The organism is Stenotrophomonas sp. 05L413 (assembly GCF_056397945.1).
The window spans coordinates 118,345-136,171 of record NZ_JBFTOL010000006.1 but is presented as its reverse complement, the minus strand read 5'-3'; the positions used below and the strand labels follow the sequence as shown (position 1 = coordinate 136,171).

17 protein-coding genes are annotated in these 17,827 nt (G+C 68.1%); all 17 read left to right on the top strand.

Annotated elements, in window-relative coordinates; all coding sequences use genetic code 11:
* Positions 1-30: 30 nt before the first annotated feature.
* Positions 31-1,251, top strand: a complete 1,221-nt coding sequence (gene xpsF, locus AC1DIQ_RS14420; RefSeq protein WP_282258220.1) for a type II secretion system protein XpsF — start codon at positions 31-33, stop codon at positions 1,249-1,251.
* Between the two features lie 48 nt (positions 1,252-1,299).
* Positions 1,300-1,731 carry a type II secretion system major pseudopilin GspG gene (gspG, locus tag AC1DIQ_RS14415; RefSeq protein ID WP_121042627.1) on the top strand — a complete coding sequence of 144 codons (432 nt, stop codon included), beginning with the start codon at positions 1,300-1,302 and terminating at the stop codon, positions 1,729-1,731.
* A gap of 90 nt (positions 1,732-1,821) precedes the next feature.
* On the top strand, positions 1,822-2,241 hold the full coding sequence (gene xpsH, locus AC1DIQ_RS14410) for a type II secretion system protein XpsH (protein WP_226956624.1): 420 nt from the start codon (positions 1,822-1,824) through the stop codon (positions 2,239-2,241).
* Entirely contained in the window at positions 2,238-2,654 is a 417-nt protein-coding gene (xpsI, locus tag AC1DIQ_RS14405) for a type II secretion system protein XpsI (RefSeq protein WP_282258088.1), read from the top strand. The genes xpsH and xpsI overlap by 4 nt, the downstream gene beginning before the upstream one ends.
* Positions 2,651-3,289 (top strand): type II secretion system protein J, encoded by a 639-nt coding sequence (locus AC1DIQ_RS14400; protein WP_121042857.1) that lies wholly within the window; start codon positions 2,651-2,653, stop codon positions 3,287-3,289. Before xpsI ends, AC1DIQ_RS14400 begins: the two co-directional genes overlap by 4 nt.
* Complete coding sequence (locus AC1DIQ_RS14395; RefSeq protein WP_282258090.1) at positions 3,286-4,149, top strand: type II secretion system minor pseudopilin; 864 nt, start codon at positions 3,286-3,288, stop codon at positions 4,147-4,149. Before AC1DIQ_RS14400 ends, AC1DIQ_RS14395 begins: the two co-directional genes overlap by 4 nt.
* Complete coding sequence (locus AC1DIQ_RS14390; protein ID WP_121042636.1) at positions 4,146-5,294, top strand: PilN domain-containing protein; 1,149 nt, start codon at positions 4,146-4,148, stop codon at positions 5,292-5,294. Before AC1DIQ_RS14395 ends, AC1DIQ_RS14390 begins: the two co-directional genes overlap by 4 nt.
* Positions 5,269-6,012, top strand: a complete 744-nt coding sequence (gene gspM, locus AC1DIQ_RS14385; RefSeq protein WP_121042638.1) for a type II secretion system protein GspM — start codon at positions 5,269-5,271, stop codon at positions 6,010-6,012. The genes AC1DIQ_RS14390 and gspM overlap by 26 nt, the downstream gene beginning before the upstream one ends.
* Positions 6,002-6,790, top strand: coding sequence for a general secretion pathway protein GspN (locus tag AC1DIQ_RS14380; protein ID WP_121042640.1), 789 nt, complete (start codon positions 6,002-6,004; stop codon positions 6,788-6,790). The genes gspM and AC1DIQ_RS14380 overlap by 11 nt, the downstream gene beginning before the upstream one ends.
* A 9-nt stretch (positions 6,791-6,799) precedes the next feature.
* A complete protein-coding gene (gene gspD, locus AC1DIQ_RS14375; RefSeq protein ID WP_478050277.1) occupies positions 6,800-8,995 on the top strand; it encodes a type II secretion system secretin GspD in 2,196 nt (731 codons plus the stop codon).
* Positions 8,996-9,110: 115 nt separating this feature from the next.
* Positions 9,111-9,977: a glycosyltransferase family 2 protein gene (locus tag AC1DIQ_RS14370; protein WP_478050276.1), complete on the top strand. Its 867-nt coding sequence runs from the start codon at positions 9,111-9,113 to the stop codon at positions 9,975-9,977.
* Positions 9,974-10,810 (top strand): glycosyltransferase family 2 protein, encoded by an 837-nt coding sequence (locus tag AC1DIQ_RS14365; RefSeq protein WP_152152412.1) that lies wholly within the window; start codon positions 9,974-9,976, stop codon positions 10,808-10,810. Before AC1DIQ_RS14370 ends, AC1DIQ_RS14365 begins: the two co-directional genes overlap by 4 nt.
* Positions 10,811-10,918: 108 nt before the next feature.
* Positions 10,919-12,097 carry a nicotinate phosphoribosyltransferase gene (pncB, locus tag AC1DIQ_RS14360; protein WP_121042648.1) on the top strand — a complete coding sequence of 393 codons (1,179 nt, stop codon included), beginning with the start codon at positions 10,919-10,921 and terminating at the stop codon, positions 12,095-12,097.
* A gap of 299 nt (positions 12,098-12,396) precedes the next feature.
* Positions 12,397-12,855: a cellulose biosynthesis protein BcsD gene (bcsD, locus tag AC1DIQ_RS14355; RefSeq protein ID WP_226956620.1), complete on the top strand. Its 459-nt coding sequence runs from the start codon at positions 12,397-12,399 to the stop codon at positions 12,853-12,855.
* Between the two features lie 24 nt (positions 12,856-12,879).
* The gene (locus tag AC1DIQ_RS14350; RefSeq protein ID WP_478050275.1) at positions 12,880-13,239 is read left to right on the top strand and encodes a hypothetical protein; all 360 of its coding nucleotides are present in this window, start codon (positions 12,880-12,882) and stop codon (positions 13,237-13,239) included.
* 99 nt (positions 13,240-13,338) lie between these two features.
* A complete protein-coding gene (gene bcsA / locus AC1DIQ_RS14345) occupies positions 13,339-15,489 on the top strand; it encodes a UDP-forming cellulose synthase catalytic subunit (protein ID WP_152152410.1) in 2,151 nt (716 codons plus the stop codon).
* A complete protein-coding gene (gene bcsB / locus AC1DIQ_RS14340) occupies positions 15,486-17,825 on the top strand; it encodes a cellulose biosynthesis cyclic di-GMP-binding regulatory protein BcsB (RefSeq protein WP_193222790.1) in 2,340 nt (779 codons plus the stop codon). The genes bcsA and bcsB overlap by 4 nt, the downstream gene beginning before the upstream one ends.
* Positions 17,826-17,827 lie beyond the last annotated feature (2 nt).

Sequence of the window (17,827 nt, the reverse complement as noted above, 5' to 3'; positions counted from 1 at the left end):
ATGCGGCCGGCACCCGGTGAGCGGCTGAGCATGGCCCAGTACCGCTACAAGGCGCTCAACGCGCATGGCGAACTGTTCGATGGCCAGATGGAAGCGGCCAGCGAAGCCGAGGTTGCCGCGCGCCTGCAGGACCAGGGCCACATGCCGATGGAGGCGCGCCTGGCCAGCGAGGGTGTCGCGGGGGCGTCGTCCTGGGCGGCGCTGCTGCGCCGCAAACCGTTCGACGGCGGCGGGCTGGTGCAGTTCACCCAGCAACTGGCGACGCTGCTCGGTGCCGGGCAGCCATTGGACCGTGCGCTCAGCATCCTGCTGGAACTGCCCGAAGACGAGCGCACGCGCCGGGTGGTCACCGACATCCGCGACATCGTGCGCGGCGGTGCGCCGCTCTCCACCGCGCTGGAACGCCAGCACGGGCTGTTCTCGCGGCTGTACATCAACATGGTGCGCGCCGGTGAGGCCGGTGGCAGCCTGCATGACACCCTGCAGCGGCTGGCGGATTACCTCGAGCGCAGTGCTGAACTGAAAGGCCGCGTCATCAATGCGCTGATCTACCCGGCGATCCTGCTGGCGGTGGTCGGCGGTGCGCTGCTGTTCCTGCTGGGCTACGTGGTGCCCCAGTTCGCGCTGATGTACGAAAGCCTGGATGTCGCGTTGCCGTGGTTCACCCAGTGGGTGCTCACTGCCGGCCTGGTCGTGCGCGAAGGCTGGATCATCATGATCGTGGTGCCTGCGGTGATCGCGCTGGTGGTGGAGCGGCGGCTGCGGCAACCGGCCACGCGCCTGGCCGTGGACGGCTGGCTGCTGCAGCGCAACGGCATCGGCCCGCTGCTGGCCAAGCTGGAAACCGCGCGCCTGGCCCGTACCCTGGGCACGTTGCTGCGCAACGGCGTGCCGCTGCTGTCCGGCCTGGGCATCGCGCGCAACGTGCTGAGCAACCGCGCGCTGGCCGCCGATGTCGATGCCGCCAGTGACGAGGTCAAGAACGGCAACGGCCTGTCGGCGTCGCTGTCGCGTGGCAAGCGTTTCCCGCGCCTGGCGCTGCAGATGATCCAGGTCGGCGAGGAATCCGGCGCGCTGGATACGATGCTGCTCAAGACCGCCGATACGTTCGAACAGGAAAGCGCGCGCGCGATCGACCGGCTGCTGTCGGCGCTGGTGCCGGTGATCACCCTGGTGCTGGCCTCGGTGGTCGGCCTGGTGATCGTGGCCGTGCTGGTGCCGTTGTACGACCTGACCAATGCCATCGGCTGACCGGCCGCTGGTGAATACCCCAACGATTCGATGCAAGGAGCCTGCCATATGCAACGCCGTCGCCTGACCCGCTTTTCTTCCGCGCGCCACCAGTCCGGCATGAGCCTGTTGGAAATCATCATCGTGATCGTGCTGATCGGGGCGGTGCTGACCCTGGTCGGCAGCCGCGTGCTCGGCGGTGCCGATCGTGGCAAGGCCAACATCGCCAAGGCGCAGGTGCAGACCATGGCCGGCAAGATCGACAACTACCAGCTCGATACCGGCAAGCTGCCGGCCAAACTGGATGATCTGGTCACCCAGCCCGGCGGCAGCGCGGGTTGGCTCGGCCCGTACGCCAAGCCGGCCGACCTCAATGACCCGTGGGGTCATGCACTGGAGTACCGCGTGCCGGGCGAGGGCCAGCCGTACGACCTGATCAGCCTGGGCAAGGACGGCAAGGTGGGTGGCAGCAGTTACGACGCGGACATCCGGTACGAGTAATCGGCATTGGGAGCGCCGTGGCCCGTGTCGATCAGACCGCCGCATCGCGTGCCCGCGGGCAGCCGTGCACGCGGTCTGTCGCTGCTGGAGATGCTGCTGGTGGTCGCCCTGATCGCGATCATCGGCGTGGTCACCGCCACCGCGATGAACGGTGGCATCGATGGCCTGCGGCTGCGCAATGCCGGCAAGGAGATCGCCACCCAGCTGCGCTACACCCGCACGCAGGCCATCGCTACCGGCCAGACGCAGCGCTTCGTGATCGACCCACGTGCGCGGACGTGGCAGGCGGCCAATGGTCGTCACGGCCAGATTCCCGCCGCGCTGGACGTCCGCTTCCGCGGGGCGAGCCAGCTCAGCACCGCGCCGGGGCAGGGCAGCATCGCCTTCTTCGCCGACGGCGCGGCCAGTGGCGGCAGCATCGACCTCAGCACGCGCGGCGCGGTGTGGGAGATCCACGTCGGCTGGATCACCGGCGAAGTCCGTGCCGGCCCGCGCCGGGAGGGCGGATGAAGCGTCAGCGCGGCTATTCACTGCTGGAGGTGATCATCGCCTTTGCGCTGCTGGCGTTGGCGTTGACCCTGCTGCTGGGCAGCCTGTCCGGTGCGGCCCGTCAGGTCGGTCAGGCCGACGTGCGCAGCAGGGCCACGCTGTATGCGCAGTCGCTGCTGGCCAGCACGGGCGTGGAGACGCCGCTTCAGGAAGGCAGCACGCAGGGCGAGTGGGAGCAGGGCAGGTACCGCTGGCGATTGCAGGTGGAACCGTACGCGGAGCCGCGCACGACCACCGCGCCGGTGACCACCGATGTCGGCGGCCCGACCCTGGCGCAGATCACCCTGCAGGTGCGCTGGGGCGAAGGCAACGGCGAGCAGTTGCAATGGCGCAGCCTGCGCTTGTTGCCGCCGGTAACGGGCGCACCGCGATGACGCTGCGCGCGCGCCGCGCCCGCGGCTTCACCCTGATCGAAATCCTGCTGGCGACCGCGCTGCTGGTCGGCGGCCTGGCGCTGGCCTTCGCCACCGTGCGCTCGGCCATGGCAATCAGCCAGCGCGGCGAGCGCATGGCCGCCCAGAACGAGCGCATGCGCGCGGTCGAAGGCTTTCTGCGGCGTCGCCTGTCCACCGCGCTGGTCATCGCGACCTCGCCCCCGGATCCCACCCGTGACCCGGTGTACTTCATTGGCGAGCCGCAGCGGATGCTGTTCGTCTCCGATCTGCCCGGCTACCTCGGCCGGGGCGGGCCGTATGCGCATGAGCTGCAGGTCCGTCGTGCGGGTGGGCAGGAACAGCTGGAGATCGGGCTGACCCTGCTGCAGAACGGCGAGGCGATCGAAGAAGACCCGCCGCGCCCGCCGGAGATGCTGGCCGATCAATTGCGCGAGGTGCGCTTCCGCTATCGCGGCACCGATCCACGCACCGGCCAGCTCACGCCGTGGCTGGACCGCTGGGACGATACCCGGCGGCTGCCGCTGCTGGTGTCGATCGAGATCGCACCGCTGCAGGGGCCGGCGTGGCCACCGATGATCGCAGCGCTCCCGCCGCCGCGCGGGGATCGCCGATGAGGCCGGCGCGCGGTGCCGCGCTGGTGCTGGTGCTGTGGTTGATCGCGCTGCTCACGGCGGTGATCGGCGCATTCGCGCTGAGCGCGCGCGTGGAGCACATGCAGCAGCGCGTGATCGGCGACGACGCCATCGGCCAGGAGTACGCGCGCGCGGGGCTCGAATATGCCCTGCATCGTCTGCAGCCCCGCGCCAGTCAGCCGGCGTGGGTGGCTGACGGTCGCCGCTACCGCTGGACCTTCGACGACCGCCGGATCGACCTGGCGATCCTCGATGAGAACGGCAAGGTGAACCTGAATCTGGCCGATGCCAGCTTCCTCGCTGCTTTCCTGCGTGCGATGGGAGAGGCGCCGGGGAGGGCCCAGCAGCTGGCCGGCGCCATCGTCGACTGGCGCGATGCCGACAGCCTCAAACAGCCCGGTGGCGGCGCGGAGACGCCGGACTACGTCGCGGCCGGCCTGCCCTATGGCGCACGCAACGCGCGCTTCGAGACCGTGGGCGAGCTGCAGCGCGTGCTGGGGATGGATGCGGACCTGTATGCGCGGATCGAGCCGATGCTGACCCTGTACAGCCGCCAGGCGCGGCCCGACCCGCGTTTTGCAGCCGGCCCGGTATTGACCGCGCTGGGGCTGGATGCCGAACGCCTGCTGGCCGAGCGGGAACGTGCGGCGACGGGCGATCAGGCCGGATTGCCTGCCGCACCGCTTGCAGGTGGCAGCGGCACCTATAGTATCGAGAGTCGCGCCACGGACGAACGCGGCCGGATATCGGTACTGCGCGCCGTGGTGAGGACGGGGTCGGCAGGCACGCCGGGAACGGCATACACAGTACTTCGCTGGGAACAGGGAATGGCAGCAAGATGACGGCATGGCGTGACAGTCTGGTGCGGGCCCGCGGGCGCTTGTCGCCTGGCGTGGGCAGCAGCCTGCGCTGGTGGCGGCAGTCCTTGCTGGCCTGGCTGCCGGTGCGGTGGCAATGGGCGATGGGCTGGTCGCGCTCGCGGCTGCTGTTGCAGCGCGATGGTGAGGTGTTGCGCCTGCAACGCCAGACGGGCGAGCAGATCGAGGCGATCGCCGAGCTGCCTTGGCCGGTATCGCCGGCCACCCTGGATACCGTGCTGGATGCGCGCCTGCGCAGCTTGCCGCGGCATTGGTTGCTGCCTGCCGGCAGCGTGTTGCGGCGCCCGCTGCGGCTGCCCGCCGCGGCCGCGGAGCGGCTGCGCGATGTGGTCGGTTTTGAAATTGATCGGCAGACCCCCTTCGATGCCAGCCAGGTCAGCTACGACGTGCGCGAGCTGGGGGCGCTGCCGGATGGCCAGTTGCAGGTGGAGCTGGTGGTGATCCCGCGCGTGCAGCTGGAGCAGTGGGCGCAGCAGGCCGGGCCGTGGGCGCAGGCCGTGGCCGGCATCGATGCGGTGGATGCCACTGGCCAGCCGCTGGATGTCAATCTGCTGCCGGTCGCGCAGCGGCAGCCGTATCGCGACCCGATGGCGCGCTGGAACGGGCTCCTGGCCGTGGGCGCGATCGTGCTGCTTGCGCTGGCCGGCCATCAGCTGATCGACAATCGCCAGGCCGCGGCGGACCAGTTGCGTGAGCAGGTCGATGCCGCCGCGCGTGATGCGCGTCGGGTTGCCGCCGAACGGCAGCAACTGCAGCGTCTGGTCGAAGGCGCCGCGTTCCTGGAGGGCAAGCGTGCCGAGCATGCGAGCACGGTGGAGATCTGGAATGAGCTTACCCGCCTGCTGCCCGATGGCACGTATCTGGAAAAGATGTCGATCGAAGGCAGCACGCTGCAGTTGATCGGGCTCAGCCGCGAAGCCTCGCAACTGGTGCCGCTGCTGCAGGACTCGCCGCTATGGCGCAAGGTCAACCTGACCGGCGTGCTGCAGGCCGATGGGGCGACCAGCGGCCGCGACCGTTTCACGCTGACTGCCGAGCTGCAGCCGCTGCCTGGTGCGACACCGCCTGCCAAGGAGGTTGCCGATGGCAGCACACCCGACGCGCCGTGATCGCTGGCTGGCACTGGGGCTGCTGTTGGCGGTGATCGCCGTGGCCTACCTGCTGCTGGTGCATCCGTGGTTGACCCGCCCGTTGCTGGCGATCAACGCCGACATCACTGCCGTGCAGGAGCGCCAGCAGCGCGTGGAGGCGCAGTTGGCCCAGCGCGGCCAGATCGCCACCCAGCTGGGCGAGGTGCAGGCGGCGCTCGAAGGCCGCCCCGGCTTCCTGCGCGAGGCCACGGCCGAATCGGCCGCTGCCGCGCTTTCCAGCCGCCTGCAGGATGCGGTGGCCTCCGCCAGCCCGGGCAATCGCAGCTGCACGATCAGCAATCGCACGCCACTGCCTGATGCCAGTCGCGAACCGGCCTTCCCGCGCGTGGCCCTGCAGGTGCGCCTGCGGTGCGGCGTGCCGGAGATGGCCGCCGTGCTGCACACGCTGGAGACGGGGACACCGCGCCTGTTCGTGGACAACCTCAATCTGCTGGCGCAGCGCTTCCAGCAATCGCCGAGTGAAACCGGCACCGGCCTGGATGTGTCGTTCGAGCTGGTCGGCTATCTGCGTCCGGGCGCCGCACTGGAGCCCGGTGCGCCTGCGCCGGTACCCCTTCCGCTGCCGGCGGGACAGGACGCTGGGCAGAGCGCTGACCCAGGTGCGGCCCTGCCCAGCGATGCGGCCGAACCCGCGCCGGTATCGGACGCTGCGGAGGAGGTTGAGCATGAAGCTTGAGGCAGCCGGCCTGCGCACCTGGTGGCTGGGGGGCATCGCGCTGTGGGCACTGGCGATCTGGATCGCCACGCTGTTCGGGCTGGGCAGCCGTATCGCGCCGGCCACGGATGGCGATATCGGCCCCGCGCCGTTGCCGCAGCTGGCACCGGCCGCGCCGGAGCGCATGGCCTCGGCCAGCACCTATGCGCAGATCGGTACGCGGCCGCTGTTCGCCGAAGACCGGCAGCCGCGCCCGTATCTGCTCGGCGGCACCGAGCAGGGCACCGCCAGCAGCGTCTCGTTGACCGGCGTACTGCTCACGCCTGACTTCGCCATGGCCATCCTGACCACCGATCAGCGCCAGTCGCTGCGGTTGCGCTTGAACGGTGAGGCGGTGAACGGCTGGCAGCTGCTGGCGCTGGAACCACGCCGGGCCACGGTCAGCGGGCCGGGTGGCACCCAGACGCTGGAACTGCCGGTGTTCAACGGCCAGGGCGGCGAACCGCCGACGGTACTGGGCAGCCCACAGCTCACCACGGTTCCACCGGCCGGTACCGGGGCCCGCCCGATCAATGGCGCAGCCGCCCCGGTGCCCGCACCACCGCCGGCTGCACCCCCTGCGCCGCAGGCAGGAACGCCCTCGAATGCGGCGGCCCCCGCGCAGAACGCGCAGGGCCCCAGCGAAGACCAGATGAAGGCGATCCGCGAGCGCATCCAGGCGCGCCGCCAGCAATTGCAGCAACAACAGCAACAGCAGTCGCAGCAACCGCCCGCGGGCGGCTCCGGCCACAACCCTTAGAGTGACAGCATGACCCTGCGCCTTTTCCCCGTGTCTTTCCTTGTCGCCCTGCTGGTGGGCTGCACCACCGTGCCCGCGCCGGAGGTGCGCCGCGATGCGGTCCTCGACAGCCACCAGGTGGTCGCCGGTGATGGATCCCACGCAGGCGTCGATGCCGAGCCACTGGGAACCAGCAGCGCACCGCAGGCGGTGATCCGCCGCGGCACCGGCACGATGATCAACCGCAGCGCCGCCGCCGCGCCGCAGCCATCGCTGGGCAATGCCTCCACCGGCAATGCGACCTTCAACTTCGAAGGGGAATCGGTGCACGCCGTGGTCAAGGCGATCCTCGGCGACTTCCTCGGCCAGAACTACGTGATCGCGCCGGGCGTGCAGGGCACCGTGACCCTGGCCACGCCCAAGCCGGTGTCCTCGGCGCAGGCCTTGAACCTGCTGGAAATGGTGCTGGGCTGGAACAACGCACGCATGGTCTACAGCGCAGGCCGCTACAACATCGTGGCCGCCGATCAGGCGCTGGCGGGCACCGTGTCACCCAGCACCGCCTCGCCGGCCAATGCGCGTGGCTTCGAAGTGCGCGTGGTGCCGCTGCAGTACATCTCCGCCACCGAGATGAAGAAAGTGCTGGAGCCGTACGCGCGCCCGAACGCGATCGTCAACGTCGACAACGGCCGCAACGTGATCACCCTCGGTGGCACCCGCAGCGAGCTGCAAAACTACCTGCGCACGGTGGAGATCTTCGACGTGGACTGGCTCTCGGGCATGTCCGTGGGCGTGTTCCCGATCCAGTCCGGCAAGGCCGAGCAGGTGGCCGCCGATCTGGAGAAGGTGTTCGGCGAGGAAAGCAAGACTCCCAGCGCCGGCATGTTCCGCTTCCTGCCGCTGGAGAATGCCAACGCGGTACTGGTGATCACCCCGCAGGCGCGTTACCTCGACCAGATCCAGCAGTGGCTGGACCGCATCGATACCGCCGGTGGCAGTGCGCGGCTGTTCTCCTACGAGCTGCGTTACGTCAAGGCCAAGGACCTGGCCGAGCGCCTGGCCGAGGCCTTCGCCAACGAGAACGGCCGCAGCGGCCGTGGCAGCAGTTCGCTGGCGCCGGGCGCGTCGCCGATGGACCTTGGCAGCCGCGATGGCAACAGCAACAGCAATTTCTCCAACACCGGCAGCAGCAACGGCGGCAGCCGCGGCGGGTTGGGCGATGGCACGATGAACCTGCCGCAGCGTCAGTCCGGCAACGCCAGCTTCAGCCTGGAAGTGCAGGGCGATACGGTCGGCGTGTCGGCGGTGGAGGAAACCAACACCTTGCTGGTGCGCTCCACCCCGCAGGCCTGGCGCTCGATCCGCGAAGTGATCGAAAAGCTCGACGTGATGCCGATGCAGGTCCACATCGAAGCGCAGGTGGCCGAGGTCGCGCTGACCGGTGACCTCAGCTACGGCGTGAACTGGTTCTTCGAGCAGGCTGTGGCCACCGGCAAGACCGAGAGCGGCATCGACCTGCCCAGCGCGCTTGGCCGTTCGATCTGGGGCAGCATCTCCGGCTCGGTTGGCAGTGATGGGGTCGGCTGGACCTTCCTCGGCAAGAACGCCGCCGCAGTGGTCAGTGCGCTGGACAAGGTCAGCAACCTGCGCCTGCTGCAGACCCCCTCGCTGTTCGTGCGCAACAACGCCGAAGCCACCCTCAACGTGGGCACCCAGATTCCGATCAACTCGGTGTCGGTCAATACCGGCGTGGGCGGCGACAACACTTACAGCCAGGTCCAGTACCTGGATACCGGCGTGATCCTCAAGGTGCGCCCGCGCATCACCCGCGATGGCGTGGTGTTCCTGGACATCGTGCAGGAGGTCAGCTCGGCCGGCGCGATCCCGAGCGGCTGCGACCCGACCCGCACCACCTGCAACCCGCCGATCAATACCCGCAAGATCTCCACCGAAGCGGCGGTGCAGAGCGGTGACACCATCATGCTCGCCGGCCTGATCACCGATTCCGGCGAAGACGGCTCCAGTGGCGTACCGGGCCTGAGCAAGCTGCCGGTGATCGGTGCGCTGTTTGGCCGGAAGACGTTGAAGTCAGAACGCTCCGAAGTGATCGTGCTGCTGACCCCGACCATCGTGCGCAACGCGCAGGAGTCGCGGAACCTGACCGACGAATACAGCAGCCGCTTCCGTGCGATGGAGCCATTCCCCGAGCGCAAGGGCAAGCGCTGAGCGATGCCAGGCCCCTGCTGTCATCGCAGGGGCCGATCTTGTTACGCTGGCCGCGCCCAAGGGAGCCTGCGATGACACAGCGACACGGCGAAGACGGCAGCACGCAGAGGTCGGCATGAGCACGGTCATCCTGCTGCCGATCGGGGTCGACGATGCCGCGCTGGACCGCTGCCTGGCCGCGCTCGATGCCGGCACCGCAGCGGGCACCGCGATCTGGCTGGCCGATGACGGTCAGGCCGGGCCGCGGGCCCAGGCCGTGATCGAACATTGGCTTGCACAGACGCCGCTGCAGGCCGAGTACACCCGCCGCGCCCGCGCGATCGGCGAAGTCGCCCATCTGGATGAAATGCTCGCAGCGTGTACCGGCGCCGATGTGGTGGTGCTCGCCCCGGATGCGATCCCGGCACCGGGTTGGTTGCAGCAGTTGGAAGCCTGCCTGGCCCGCGATGCCTCGATCGGCTCGACCACGCCGTGGTGCAACGCCGGTGAGACGGCCGCCTGGCCGCGTCTGGGCGAGATCAATCCGCTGCCGGACGATCTGGATCTGGCCCCGCTGGCCCAGGCCTGCGCGGCGATGCCGCCGCTGCATCCCGAGCTGCCCTCGGCGGTGACGCACGCCGTGTTGTTGCGCGGCAACGCCCGGCGCAAGGCCGGCGGGCTGGACATGCACAGCTACGCGTCGTGGAATGCGGCGCTGATCGACCTCAGCCTGCGCATGGCCGGGCTCGGCTGGCGCAACGCCCTGTGCGAGACCGCCTTCGTCGCCCGCGTGGCCGAAGGTGTAACCGGCGAGGGCAACATGGAGGCGTTGGCGTCGCGCTGGCCGGCCTGGCCGCCGCGGCTGGCCGGTTTTCTGATGGCTGATCCACTGCAGCAGGCACGCCACGATCTGCAGCAGCAGCACCGGCAGGCGATAATGCCCAAGGCGCAGGGCGATCTGTTCGCGCCGCCTGTCATTGCCGCCCCGGAGTCGCCCGTTTGAGCCCTGCCATCGCCGCCATCATCGTCAGCTACCAGAGCGCCAGTACGCTGGACGCCTGCCTGCTGCGCCTGCGCGAGGCGCGCGACATCGCCGAAATCCGCGTGGTCGACAACGATTCCACCGACGGCACCCTGGAGATCGTGCAGCGCCATGCCAGCGCCGATCCGCGGGTGCGCTTCATCGCCAATCCGGACAATCCCGGCTTTGCCGCCGCCAACAACCAGGGCGTGGCCGACAGCCAGGCACCCTGGCTGGCCTTCATCAACCCGGATCTGATGGTCGGCCCGGAGACCCTGGCCCAACTGCGCGCACGCGCGCTGCCGCTGGGTGACTGTCTGCTGGGGGTCGAGCAGGTGGACGAGGAGGGCCTGCCGGACGCTGCGGTGCGCCGCCGTGATCCGGATTTCGCCGCGATGCTGCGCAACCCCGGGCAGGGCGGCAAGCTGGCGATCCCGGTCGACCGCAGCCAGCCGCTGCAGGTGGTGCCGGCCCTGTCCGGCGCATTGCTGCTGATGCCGCGCGCCCTGTTCGAGCGGATCGGCGGCTGGGATGCGGGCTACCGCCTGCACGCCGAGGACCTGGACCTGTGCCGGCGCGCACGCGACGCCGGCGCGGTGATCGCGATCGCCAACGACCTGCAGGTCACCCATGTGCGCGGTGTCTCCAGCCGCTCACGGCCGTTCTTCGTGGAATGGCACAAGCACCGCGGGCTGTGGCGGTACTTCCGGAAATTCGAGGCGCCGCAACGTGCCTGGCCGGTGCGCTGCGCGGTGTGGGGCGCGATCTGGGCGCATGCGCTGGTGCAGGTCCCGCGACTGCTCCGCCGCCGGTGAGCATGCGCGTACCCACTTCGGCACCGGGGCGATACGTGCCGTGAACGCATTCCACGCTGAGGGCACCGGCCGTTGGTCGGGCACGGTCGCAGGCGCATAATCTCCAGCATGATCATCCAGTCCCTGCTCGACACCGACCTGTACAAGTTCACCATGATGCAGGCGGTGCTGCATCAGTACCCCGGCGCGCAGGTGCAGTACCGGTTCAAGTGCCGGACCCCGGGCATCGACCTGGCGCAGTTCATCGACCAGATCAACGCCGAGATCGACCACCTGTGCAGCCTGCGCTTCAGCGCCGAAGAGCTGGACTACGTGCGCGGACTGCGCTTCGTCAAACCGGATTTCGCCGATTTCCTCGGCCTGTTCCACCTGGACCGCAAGTACATCGCGCTGCGCCCCTCGACCACCGTGCCCGGTGAGATCGATCTGGACATCACCGGGCCCTGGCTGCACACCATCCTGTTCGAAGTCCCGCTGCTGGCGATCATCAACGAGGTCTGGTTCCGCAACACCACCGACTCGGATTTCAGCGAGGGCGAGCGCCGCCTGCAGGCCAAGACCGCGCTGCTGCGCGATACCCCCGGCTTCGAGCTGTGCCGGATCGCCGATTACGGCAGCCGCCGCCGTTACTCGCGTGAGTGGCACGGGCGGATGCTGCCGATGCTGCGCGACGCGCTCGGTGCGCAGTTCGTGGGCACCAGCAACGTGCATTTCGCCCGGCTCTACGGCATGACCCCGCACGGCACGATGGCCCATGAGTACCTGCAGGCCTTCCAGGCACTCGGCCCGCGCCTGCGTGACTCGCAGGTGGCCGCGCTGGAATCCTGGGCACGCGAGTACCGCGGCGATCTGGGTATCGCGCTGTCGGACGTGGTCGGGCTGGAGGCCTTCCTGCGCGACTTCGATATGTACTTCTGCAAGCTGTTCGACGGCGTCCGCCACGATTCCGGGGATCCCTTCACCTGGGGCGACCGCATGCTGGCCCACTTTGAAAGCCGCCGGGTGGATCCACGCAGCAAGGTGCTGGTCTTCAGCGACGGGCTGAACATCGAAAAGGTGATGCAGCTGTTTGATTACTTCCGCGGCCGCTGCCAGGTGGCCTTCGGGGTCGGCACGCACCTGACCAACGACCTGGGCCCGACCCCGCTCAACATCGTCATCAAGATGGTCCGCTGCAACGGCCAGCCGGTCGCCAAGCTGAGCGATTCGCCGGGCAAGAGCATGTGTGATGACCCGGGGTATCTGGCGTATCTGCGCCAGGTGTTCGAGTTGCCGGCCGAGGGCTGAGTGCTGCGGCTCGGCGGTCGCCCCGCCGTGGTGTCACACTTTTCGGGAGGGTCGGCCGGGGGCATCCCAGACCTGTGATTGCCCTCACGGCCGCCCGGCGCGTCGGGTATCCCACGTTTCCGTTCAGCCCGGCCGCCGCGGGTGACGCGGCGCGTCAGGAAACGACGCAGCGCGCTTGCTATGCAGGAAAGCCAGATGTGCCACAATATTGTGAGGCGTAGTTCACACTTTTGACCGACATCGATGCCGGTAATTGCCCGTATACCGCCTCTGCATCGTGGTTCGTCTAGGCTTTTCAGATGAATTCATCAGCATTGCTTGATTACTACCGTGCCCATGCGTGCTCTACTCAGTGGCGCGGCTTCCTGCTCGCGCTCTGTGAAGAGTTCGACAGCGCGTTGCCCGATGCCGAACTGGCCCGGCTGATGGCGCGTATCGGTGAGCGCTTCGGCCGTGACCACGCACTGCCGGCGGTCGCCACGCTGGACGAACTGCAGCATGCGGCCAACGCCGTGTGGTCGTCGACGGAGTGGGGACAGGTCGTGTTCGAGGAAGCGCCCGAACAGGTGCGCATCCATCACGCGGCGTCGCCGTTGTCGGCGGTGCTCGGCACCCGCGCCGGGTGGGAGACCGGGTTTCTCGAAGGTGTGTACCGGCAGTGGTTCCGCGCCGCCGGGATGATGTCGGTGCTGGATGTGCGCTATCTGCAGAGCGACCATCCCGATGTAGCCACGTACACGCTGTCGCGTGTGTTCTGAATCTCTCCCCCTTTCGATGGTGCCATGAGCAAGCTTCAGCAACCTGCCGATTCAGAGAGCCACGACGACGTGGCCGGTCTCTTCAACCGCCTGGGGGACCGCGATGACACGCGTGCTTACCGGGATTTCTCTCATAGCCAGTCCCGCGTCAGCACGGTAGCCAAGCCGCGCGACGAGGTGCCGCCGCCGATTCCGGCCGTGGTCCTGCCGCCGGTGCCCAATGCCGCAGCGGTGATCGCGCCTGCCCAGGCTGCTCCGGTGGAGACGCCGGCCAGTGCCGCACCGGCACAGAAAACACCGCTGGAACAGCTGTTCCAGCGACTGGCCGGTGCGCGTAGCGCGACGCCGGGGCACAGCCCGCTGAGCCGGCTGCGCGGGGCGTGAAACGTAGCCGGTGATCGCTCGCCGCGCCCTTCGGGGTGGGGCGGGAGTGCCGGCTGATGCAAGGGGATGCCGCTGCGTGCGGCCGTGTTGGGGAACATCATGAGCAAAACTTCCACCCCGAGAGGGGATGCCGTTCTGGCCCGCTTGGCGCTGCTTGCGCTGGTGGTCGGCGGCGCCATGCTGCTGGCCTTCGTGATCACCGTGCCCATGGAGATCGGTCAGCAGTTCCTGTTCTCGGCCGTGGTGTTCCTGATCGCCCTGTGCCTGCGCAATCGCGAGAGCCGGTTGATCCCGCTGGTGTTGATGGGCCTGTCGCTGGTGATGTCCACGCGCTACATGTACTGGCGCCTGACCGACACGATGGGCATGAGCAGCTTCGTCGATCTCACTCTGGGCCTGGGCCTGGTGGCCGCCGAGGTGTACTCGTTCATCGTGCTGGTGCTGGGCTACTTCCAGGTGGCCTGGCCGCTGCATCGCAAGCCGATGCCGTTGCCCGAAGACCAGTCGCTGTGGCCCACCGTGGATGTGCTCATCCCGACCTACAACGAGCCGCTGTCGGTGGTACGCACCACCGTGCTGGCGGCCACCGTGCTGGACTGGCCGGCGGACAAGCTCAACATCTACCTGCTCGATGACGGCCGCCGCGAGGAATTCCGTGAATTCTGCGAGGAGGTCGGGGTGCAGTACATCACCCGGACCAACAACAGCCACGCCAAGGCCGGCAACATCAATGCGGCGCTGAAGAAGACCACGGGCGAATACGTGGCCATCTTCGATTGCGACCACATGCCGACCCGCTCGTTCCTGCAGATGTCGATGGGCTGGTTCCTGTTCGACGAGAAGATGGCCGTGGTGCAGACGCCCCACTACTTCTTCTCGGCCGATCCGTTCGAGCGCAACCTGGGCAACTTCGGGCGCGTGCCCAACGAAGGCGAGCTGTTCTACGGCTTGCTGCAGGATGGCAACGACCAGTGGAACGCGACCTTCTTCTGTGGCTCCTGCGCAGTGATCAAGCGCGGCCCGCTGGAGGAAGTGGGTGGCGTGGCCATCGAAACCGTCACCGAGGATGCGCACACCGCGATCCGTCTGCACCGTGCCGGATACCGCAGTGCCTACATCCCGGTGCCGCAGGCGGCCGGCCTGGCTACCGAGAGCCTGTCGGCACACGTCGGCCAGCGCATCCGCTGGGCCCGTGGCATGGCGCAGATCCTGCGGGTGGACAACCCCATGTTCGCCAAGGGGCTGAGCCTGATGCAGCGCATCTGCTACACCAACGCGATGCTGCACTTCTTCTATGGCCTGCCACGGATCATCTTCCTGACCGCGCCGCTGGCCTTCCTGTTCTTCGGCGCCCACGTCATCCACGCCTCGGCGCTGATGATCCTGGCCTACGCGCTGCCGCACATCGTGATGGCCAACCTGACCAACCTGCGCGTGCAGGGCAAGCATCGCCATCTGCTGTGGAACGAGGTGTACGAGACCACGCTGGCCTGGTACATCCTGCGCCCGACCCTGATGGCGGTGATCAATCCCAAGCTGGGCAAGTTCAACGTCACCGCCAAGGGCGGCCTGGTCCAGCGCAGCTACTTCGATGCGCAGATCGCCCGCCCGTACCTGTTGCTGCTGTTGTTGAACCTGCTGGGCGTGGTGGCCGGCATCGTGCGGATGGTGATGGCCGATACCAGCGGCGAGGTCAACACGATCTGGTTGAACCTGGGCTGGACCGTCTACAACATGATCATGCTGGGCGCGGTCATCGCCACCTCCAGCGAACAGCGTCAGATCCGACGCTCGCACCGCGTGCCGCTGAACATGCGGGCAGTCCTGCACCTGCCCGATGGCCAGGCATTGCCGTGCCGCACGCTGAACTTCTCCACCGGTGGCATGGCGCTGCGGCTGGACCAGTCCCAGCCCGTGCAGCCGGGTACGTACGTGGAGGTTGAACTGGCCCATCGCCAGCGCAGCGAGCGCCTGCCGGCCGAAGTGCGGCACGATCGCGACGACCAGGGCATCAGCATCCAGTTCGGCGAGCTGACCTTGGAGCAGGAACGCTGGCTGGTCACCTCCACCTTCGCCCGTGCCGACATCTGGGTGAAGCTGTGGGGTCGTCATGACCGCGATACGTTCCTGCGTTCCACCACCGACGTCCTCAAGGCCAGCATGCGCGGCTTCCACCGCCTGGGCAGTTTCGTTCTTGCGGGAGGCCGCAAGGATGGCCCCACCCCGCCGCGCACCGGAGATTCCGCATGACCCGTCGTGACCGTTCCCTGTTCCGCCCGGTGCGCGTGCCGCGTCCGTCCGCCGCAGCGGTGGCGTTTACCCTGACCCTGCTGTGTGGCGCGGTCTACGCGCAGGATCCTGCGGTTCCCGCAACGGCCACGCCCGTCGTTGCACCCGCCGATGCCGCCCCGGCAGTGCCCGTGCCGCCTGCCGCGCCAGCGGCTGGTTCGCGGCAGAGCCGCTCCACGCTCAAGCAGCTCGGCATCGATTACGAGATCACCCTGCGCGGCATCCAGGGCACCGCTGGCGTGCCGTTCTCGGTGCGCAACGACCAGGTGGTCGATCGCGCCTCGCTGCATCTGAAATACAGCTATTCACCGGCGCTGTTGCCGGATCTGTCGCACCTGAAGGTCACCGTCAACGACGTCACCGTGGCGACGTTGCCCACGCCGGTCGAGCAGGCCGGGCGGATGATCGAGCGCGACATCGATATCGATCCGCGCATGATCATCGATTACAACCGCATCAACCTGCAGTTGATCGGCCACTACACCCGCGAATGCGAGGATCCGGACCACACCAGCCTGTGGGCCAACATCGACGCCGGCAGCTATCTGGAACTGGGCTGGGCGCCACTGCAGCTGACCAATGATCTGTCGCTGCTGCCGGTGCCGTTCTTCGATGCCCGTGACACCAACCGGCTTGAACTGCCGTTCGTGTTCACTGGTCAGCCGGGGCAGGGGCTGCTGCAGTCGGCCGGTATCGTCTCTTCGTGGTTCGGCGCGCTGGCCGGCTATCGCGGTGCGCTGTTCCCGGCCTCGATCGATACCGTGCCGCTGGAAGGCAATGCGGTGGTCGTGGCCACCCCGCGCAACCCGCCGGCCGGCCTGGTGCTGCCCGACATCAGCGGGCCGACCCTGGCCGTGATCGCCAATCCGAACGATGCCAACGGCAAGTTGTTGCTGGTGCTCGGCCGCGATGACGGTGAGCTGCGCATCGCGGCCACCGCGCTGACCCTGGGCACGCCGTTGTCCGGACCGACCGCCAGCATCGGCGATTTCAAGGAGATCGCGCCGCGCAAGCCGTACGACGCGCCAAAGTGGGTGCCCAGCGATCGCCCGGTGCGAGTCTCCGAACTGGTCCAGCAGACCAGCGAGTTGAATGTGGTCGGTTACCACCCGGACCTGATCCGGATCGGCCTGCAGCTGCCGCCGGATCTGTTCACGTGGCGCCGTGATGGCATCCCGCTGGATCTGCGCTACCGCTACACGCTGCCGGAAGGCGCGAACAAGTCGGCGCTTAACATCAGCATCAACGATGCTTTCGTCACCACGCTGCCCTTGAACGGCCGCCCCGCACCGCGCTCGGTGTCGGAGATGCTGTGGAACAAGATGAAGGCACCGGGCGTGATGCCGATCCAGCAGAAGGTGATGCTGCCGACCGGCCCGTTCTCGTCCAACAGCCAGCTGCGCTTCCACTTCTTCTTTGATCGCCCGCAGGCGGCCGAATGCAAGAACACCTTCCCGGATGTGTCCGCGGCGATCGACGGCGACACCAGCATCGATCTGAGCGGCTTCGACCATTACATGGCGATGCCCAACCTGGCCGCCTTCGGAAATGCCGGTTATCCGTTCACGCGTCTGGCCGATCTTTCCGAGACCGTGCTGGTGCTGCCCAACAACCCCAATGCCGATGACGTCGGCAATGTGCTGACCCTGCTCGGCCGCATGGGGGCCTCGACCGGTTACCCGGCGCTGCGCAACCGCATCATCGCTGCCGGCCAGGTAGGCGAGCACGCCGGCCAGGATCTGGTGGTGCTGGGGTCGCGTCGCAGCCAGCCGCTGTTCGGCGAGTGGGCCGCGCACCTGCCGATCGGCGAGGCGGGGCAGTCGCGCCGTTTCCAGCTGTCGGACTGGGTGTTCGAGCGGATGCCCTCGTTCCTGTCGCCGGATGCGCGCCGCACCGATCTGCCGACCACCGCCGAAGTGTCGGTGCGTCCGGACGCTGGCGATGTCGTGCTGATGGGCTTCGAGTCGCCCCTGCGCAAGGGGCGCAGCGTGATCGCGGTGATGGCCGATGATCCGGCGCAGGTCAACCGCCTGTTCGAGGCGTGGTTCGACCCGGACCGTCTGCGTGACTTCCAGGGCAGCGTGGTGCTGCTGCAGAAGGACAAAGTGCGCAGCCTGGCCGGCAACCAGACGTATTACGTCGGCCACCTGCCGCCGCTGACCTGGCTGCGCTGGTACTTCTCGCAGAGTCCGCTGCTGTTGGCTGGCTTCGTCGGTCTGGCCTGCCTGCTGTTGGCCCTGATCGCGCGCTGGCTGCTCAAGCGCAACGCCAAGTCCCGCATCGGGCTGTCAGGCTGAGC

Excerpts from the sequence above, each read along its gene's own strand:
- xpsF (WP_282258220.1), top strand. The coding sequence starts at position 31 with ATGGCCCAGTACCGCTACAAGGCGCTCAACGCGCATGGCGAACTGTTC.
- pncB (WP_121042648.1), top strand. The coding sequence starts at position 10,919 with ATGATCATCCAGTCCCTGCTCGACACCGACCTGTACAAGTTCACCATG.
- gspD (WP_478050277.1), top strand. The coding sequence starts at position 6,800 with ATGACCCTGCGCCTTTTCCCCGTGTCTTTCCTTGTCGCCCTGCTGGTG.
- AC1DIQ_RS14370 (WP_478050276.1), top strand. The coding sequence starts at position 9,111 with ATGAGCACGGTCATCCTGCTGCCGATCGGGGTCGACGATGCCGCGCTG.
- gspG (WP_121042627.1), top strand. The coding sequence starts at position 1,300 with ATGCAACGCCGTCGCCTGACCCGCTTTTCTTCCGCGCGCCACCAGTCC.
- xpsI (WP_282258088.1), top strand. The coding sequence starts at position 2,238 with ATGAAGCGTCAGCGCGGCTATTCACTGCTGGAGGTGATCATCGCCTTT.
- bcsB (WP_193222790.1), top strand. The coding sequence starts at position 15,486 with ATGACCCGTCGTGACCGTTCCCTGTTCCGCCCGGTGCGCGTGCCGCGT.
- AC1DIQ_RS14390 (WP_121042636.1), top strand. The coding sequence starts at position 4,146 with ATGACGGCATGGCGTGACAGTCTGGTGCGGGCCCGCGGGCGCTTGTCG.
- bcsD (WP_226956620.1), top strand. The coding sequence starts at position 12,397 with ATGAATTCATCAGCATTGCTTGATTACTACCGTGCCCATGCGTGCTCT.
- AC1DIQ_RS14400 (WP_121042857.1), top strand. The coding sequence starts at position 2,651 with ATGACGCTGCGCGCGCGCCGCGCCCGCGGCTTCACCCTGATCGAAATC.
- gspM (WP_121042638.1), top strand. The coding sequence starts at position 5,269 with ATGGCAGCACACCCGACGCGCCGTGATCGCTGGCTGGCACTGGGGCTG.
- AC1DIQ_RS14395 (WP_282258090.1), top strand. The coding sequence starts at position 3,286 with ATGAGGCCGGCGCGCGGTGCCGCGCTGGTGCTGGTGCTGTGGTTGATC.
- bcsA (WP_152152410.1), top strand. The coding sequence starts at position 13,339 with ATGAGCAAAACTTCCACCCCGAGAGGGGATGCCGTTCTGGCCCGCTTG.
- AC1DIQ_RS14380 (WP_121042640.1), top strand. The coding sequence starts at position 6,002 with ATGAAGCTTGAGGCAGCCGGCCTGCGCACCTGGTGGCTGGGGGGCATC.
- AC1DIQ_RS14350 (WP_478050275.1), top strand. The coding sequence starts at position 12,880 with ATGAGCAAGCTTCAGCAACCTGCCGATTCAGAGAGCCACGACGACGTG.
- xpsH (WP_226956624.1), top strand. The coding sequence starts at position 1,822 with ATGCTGCTGGTGGTCGCCCTGATCGCGATCATCGGCGTGGTCACCGCC.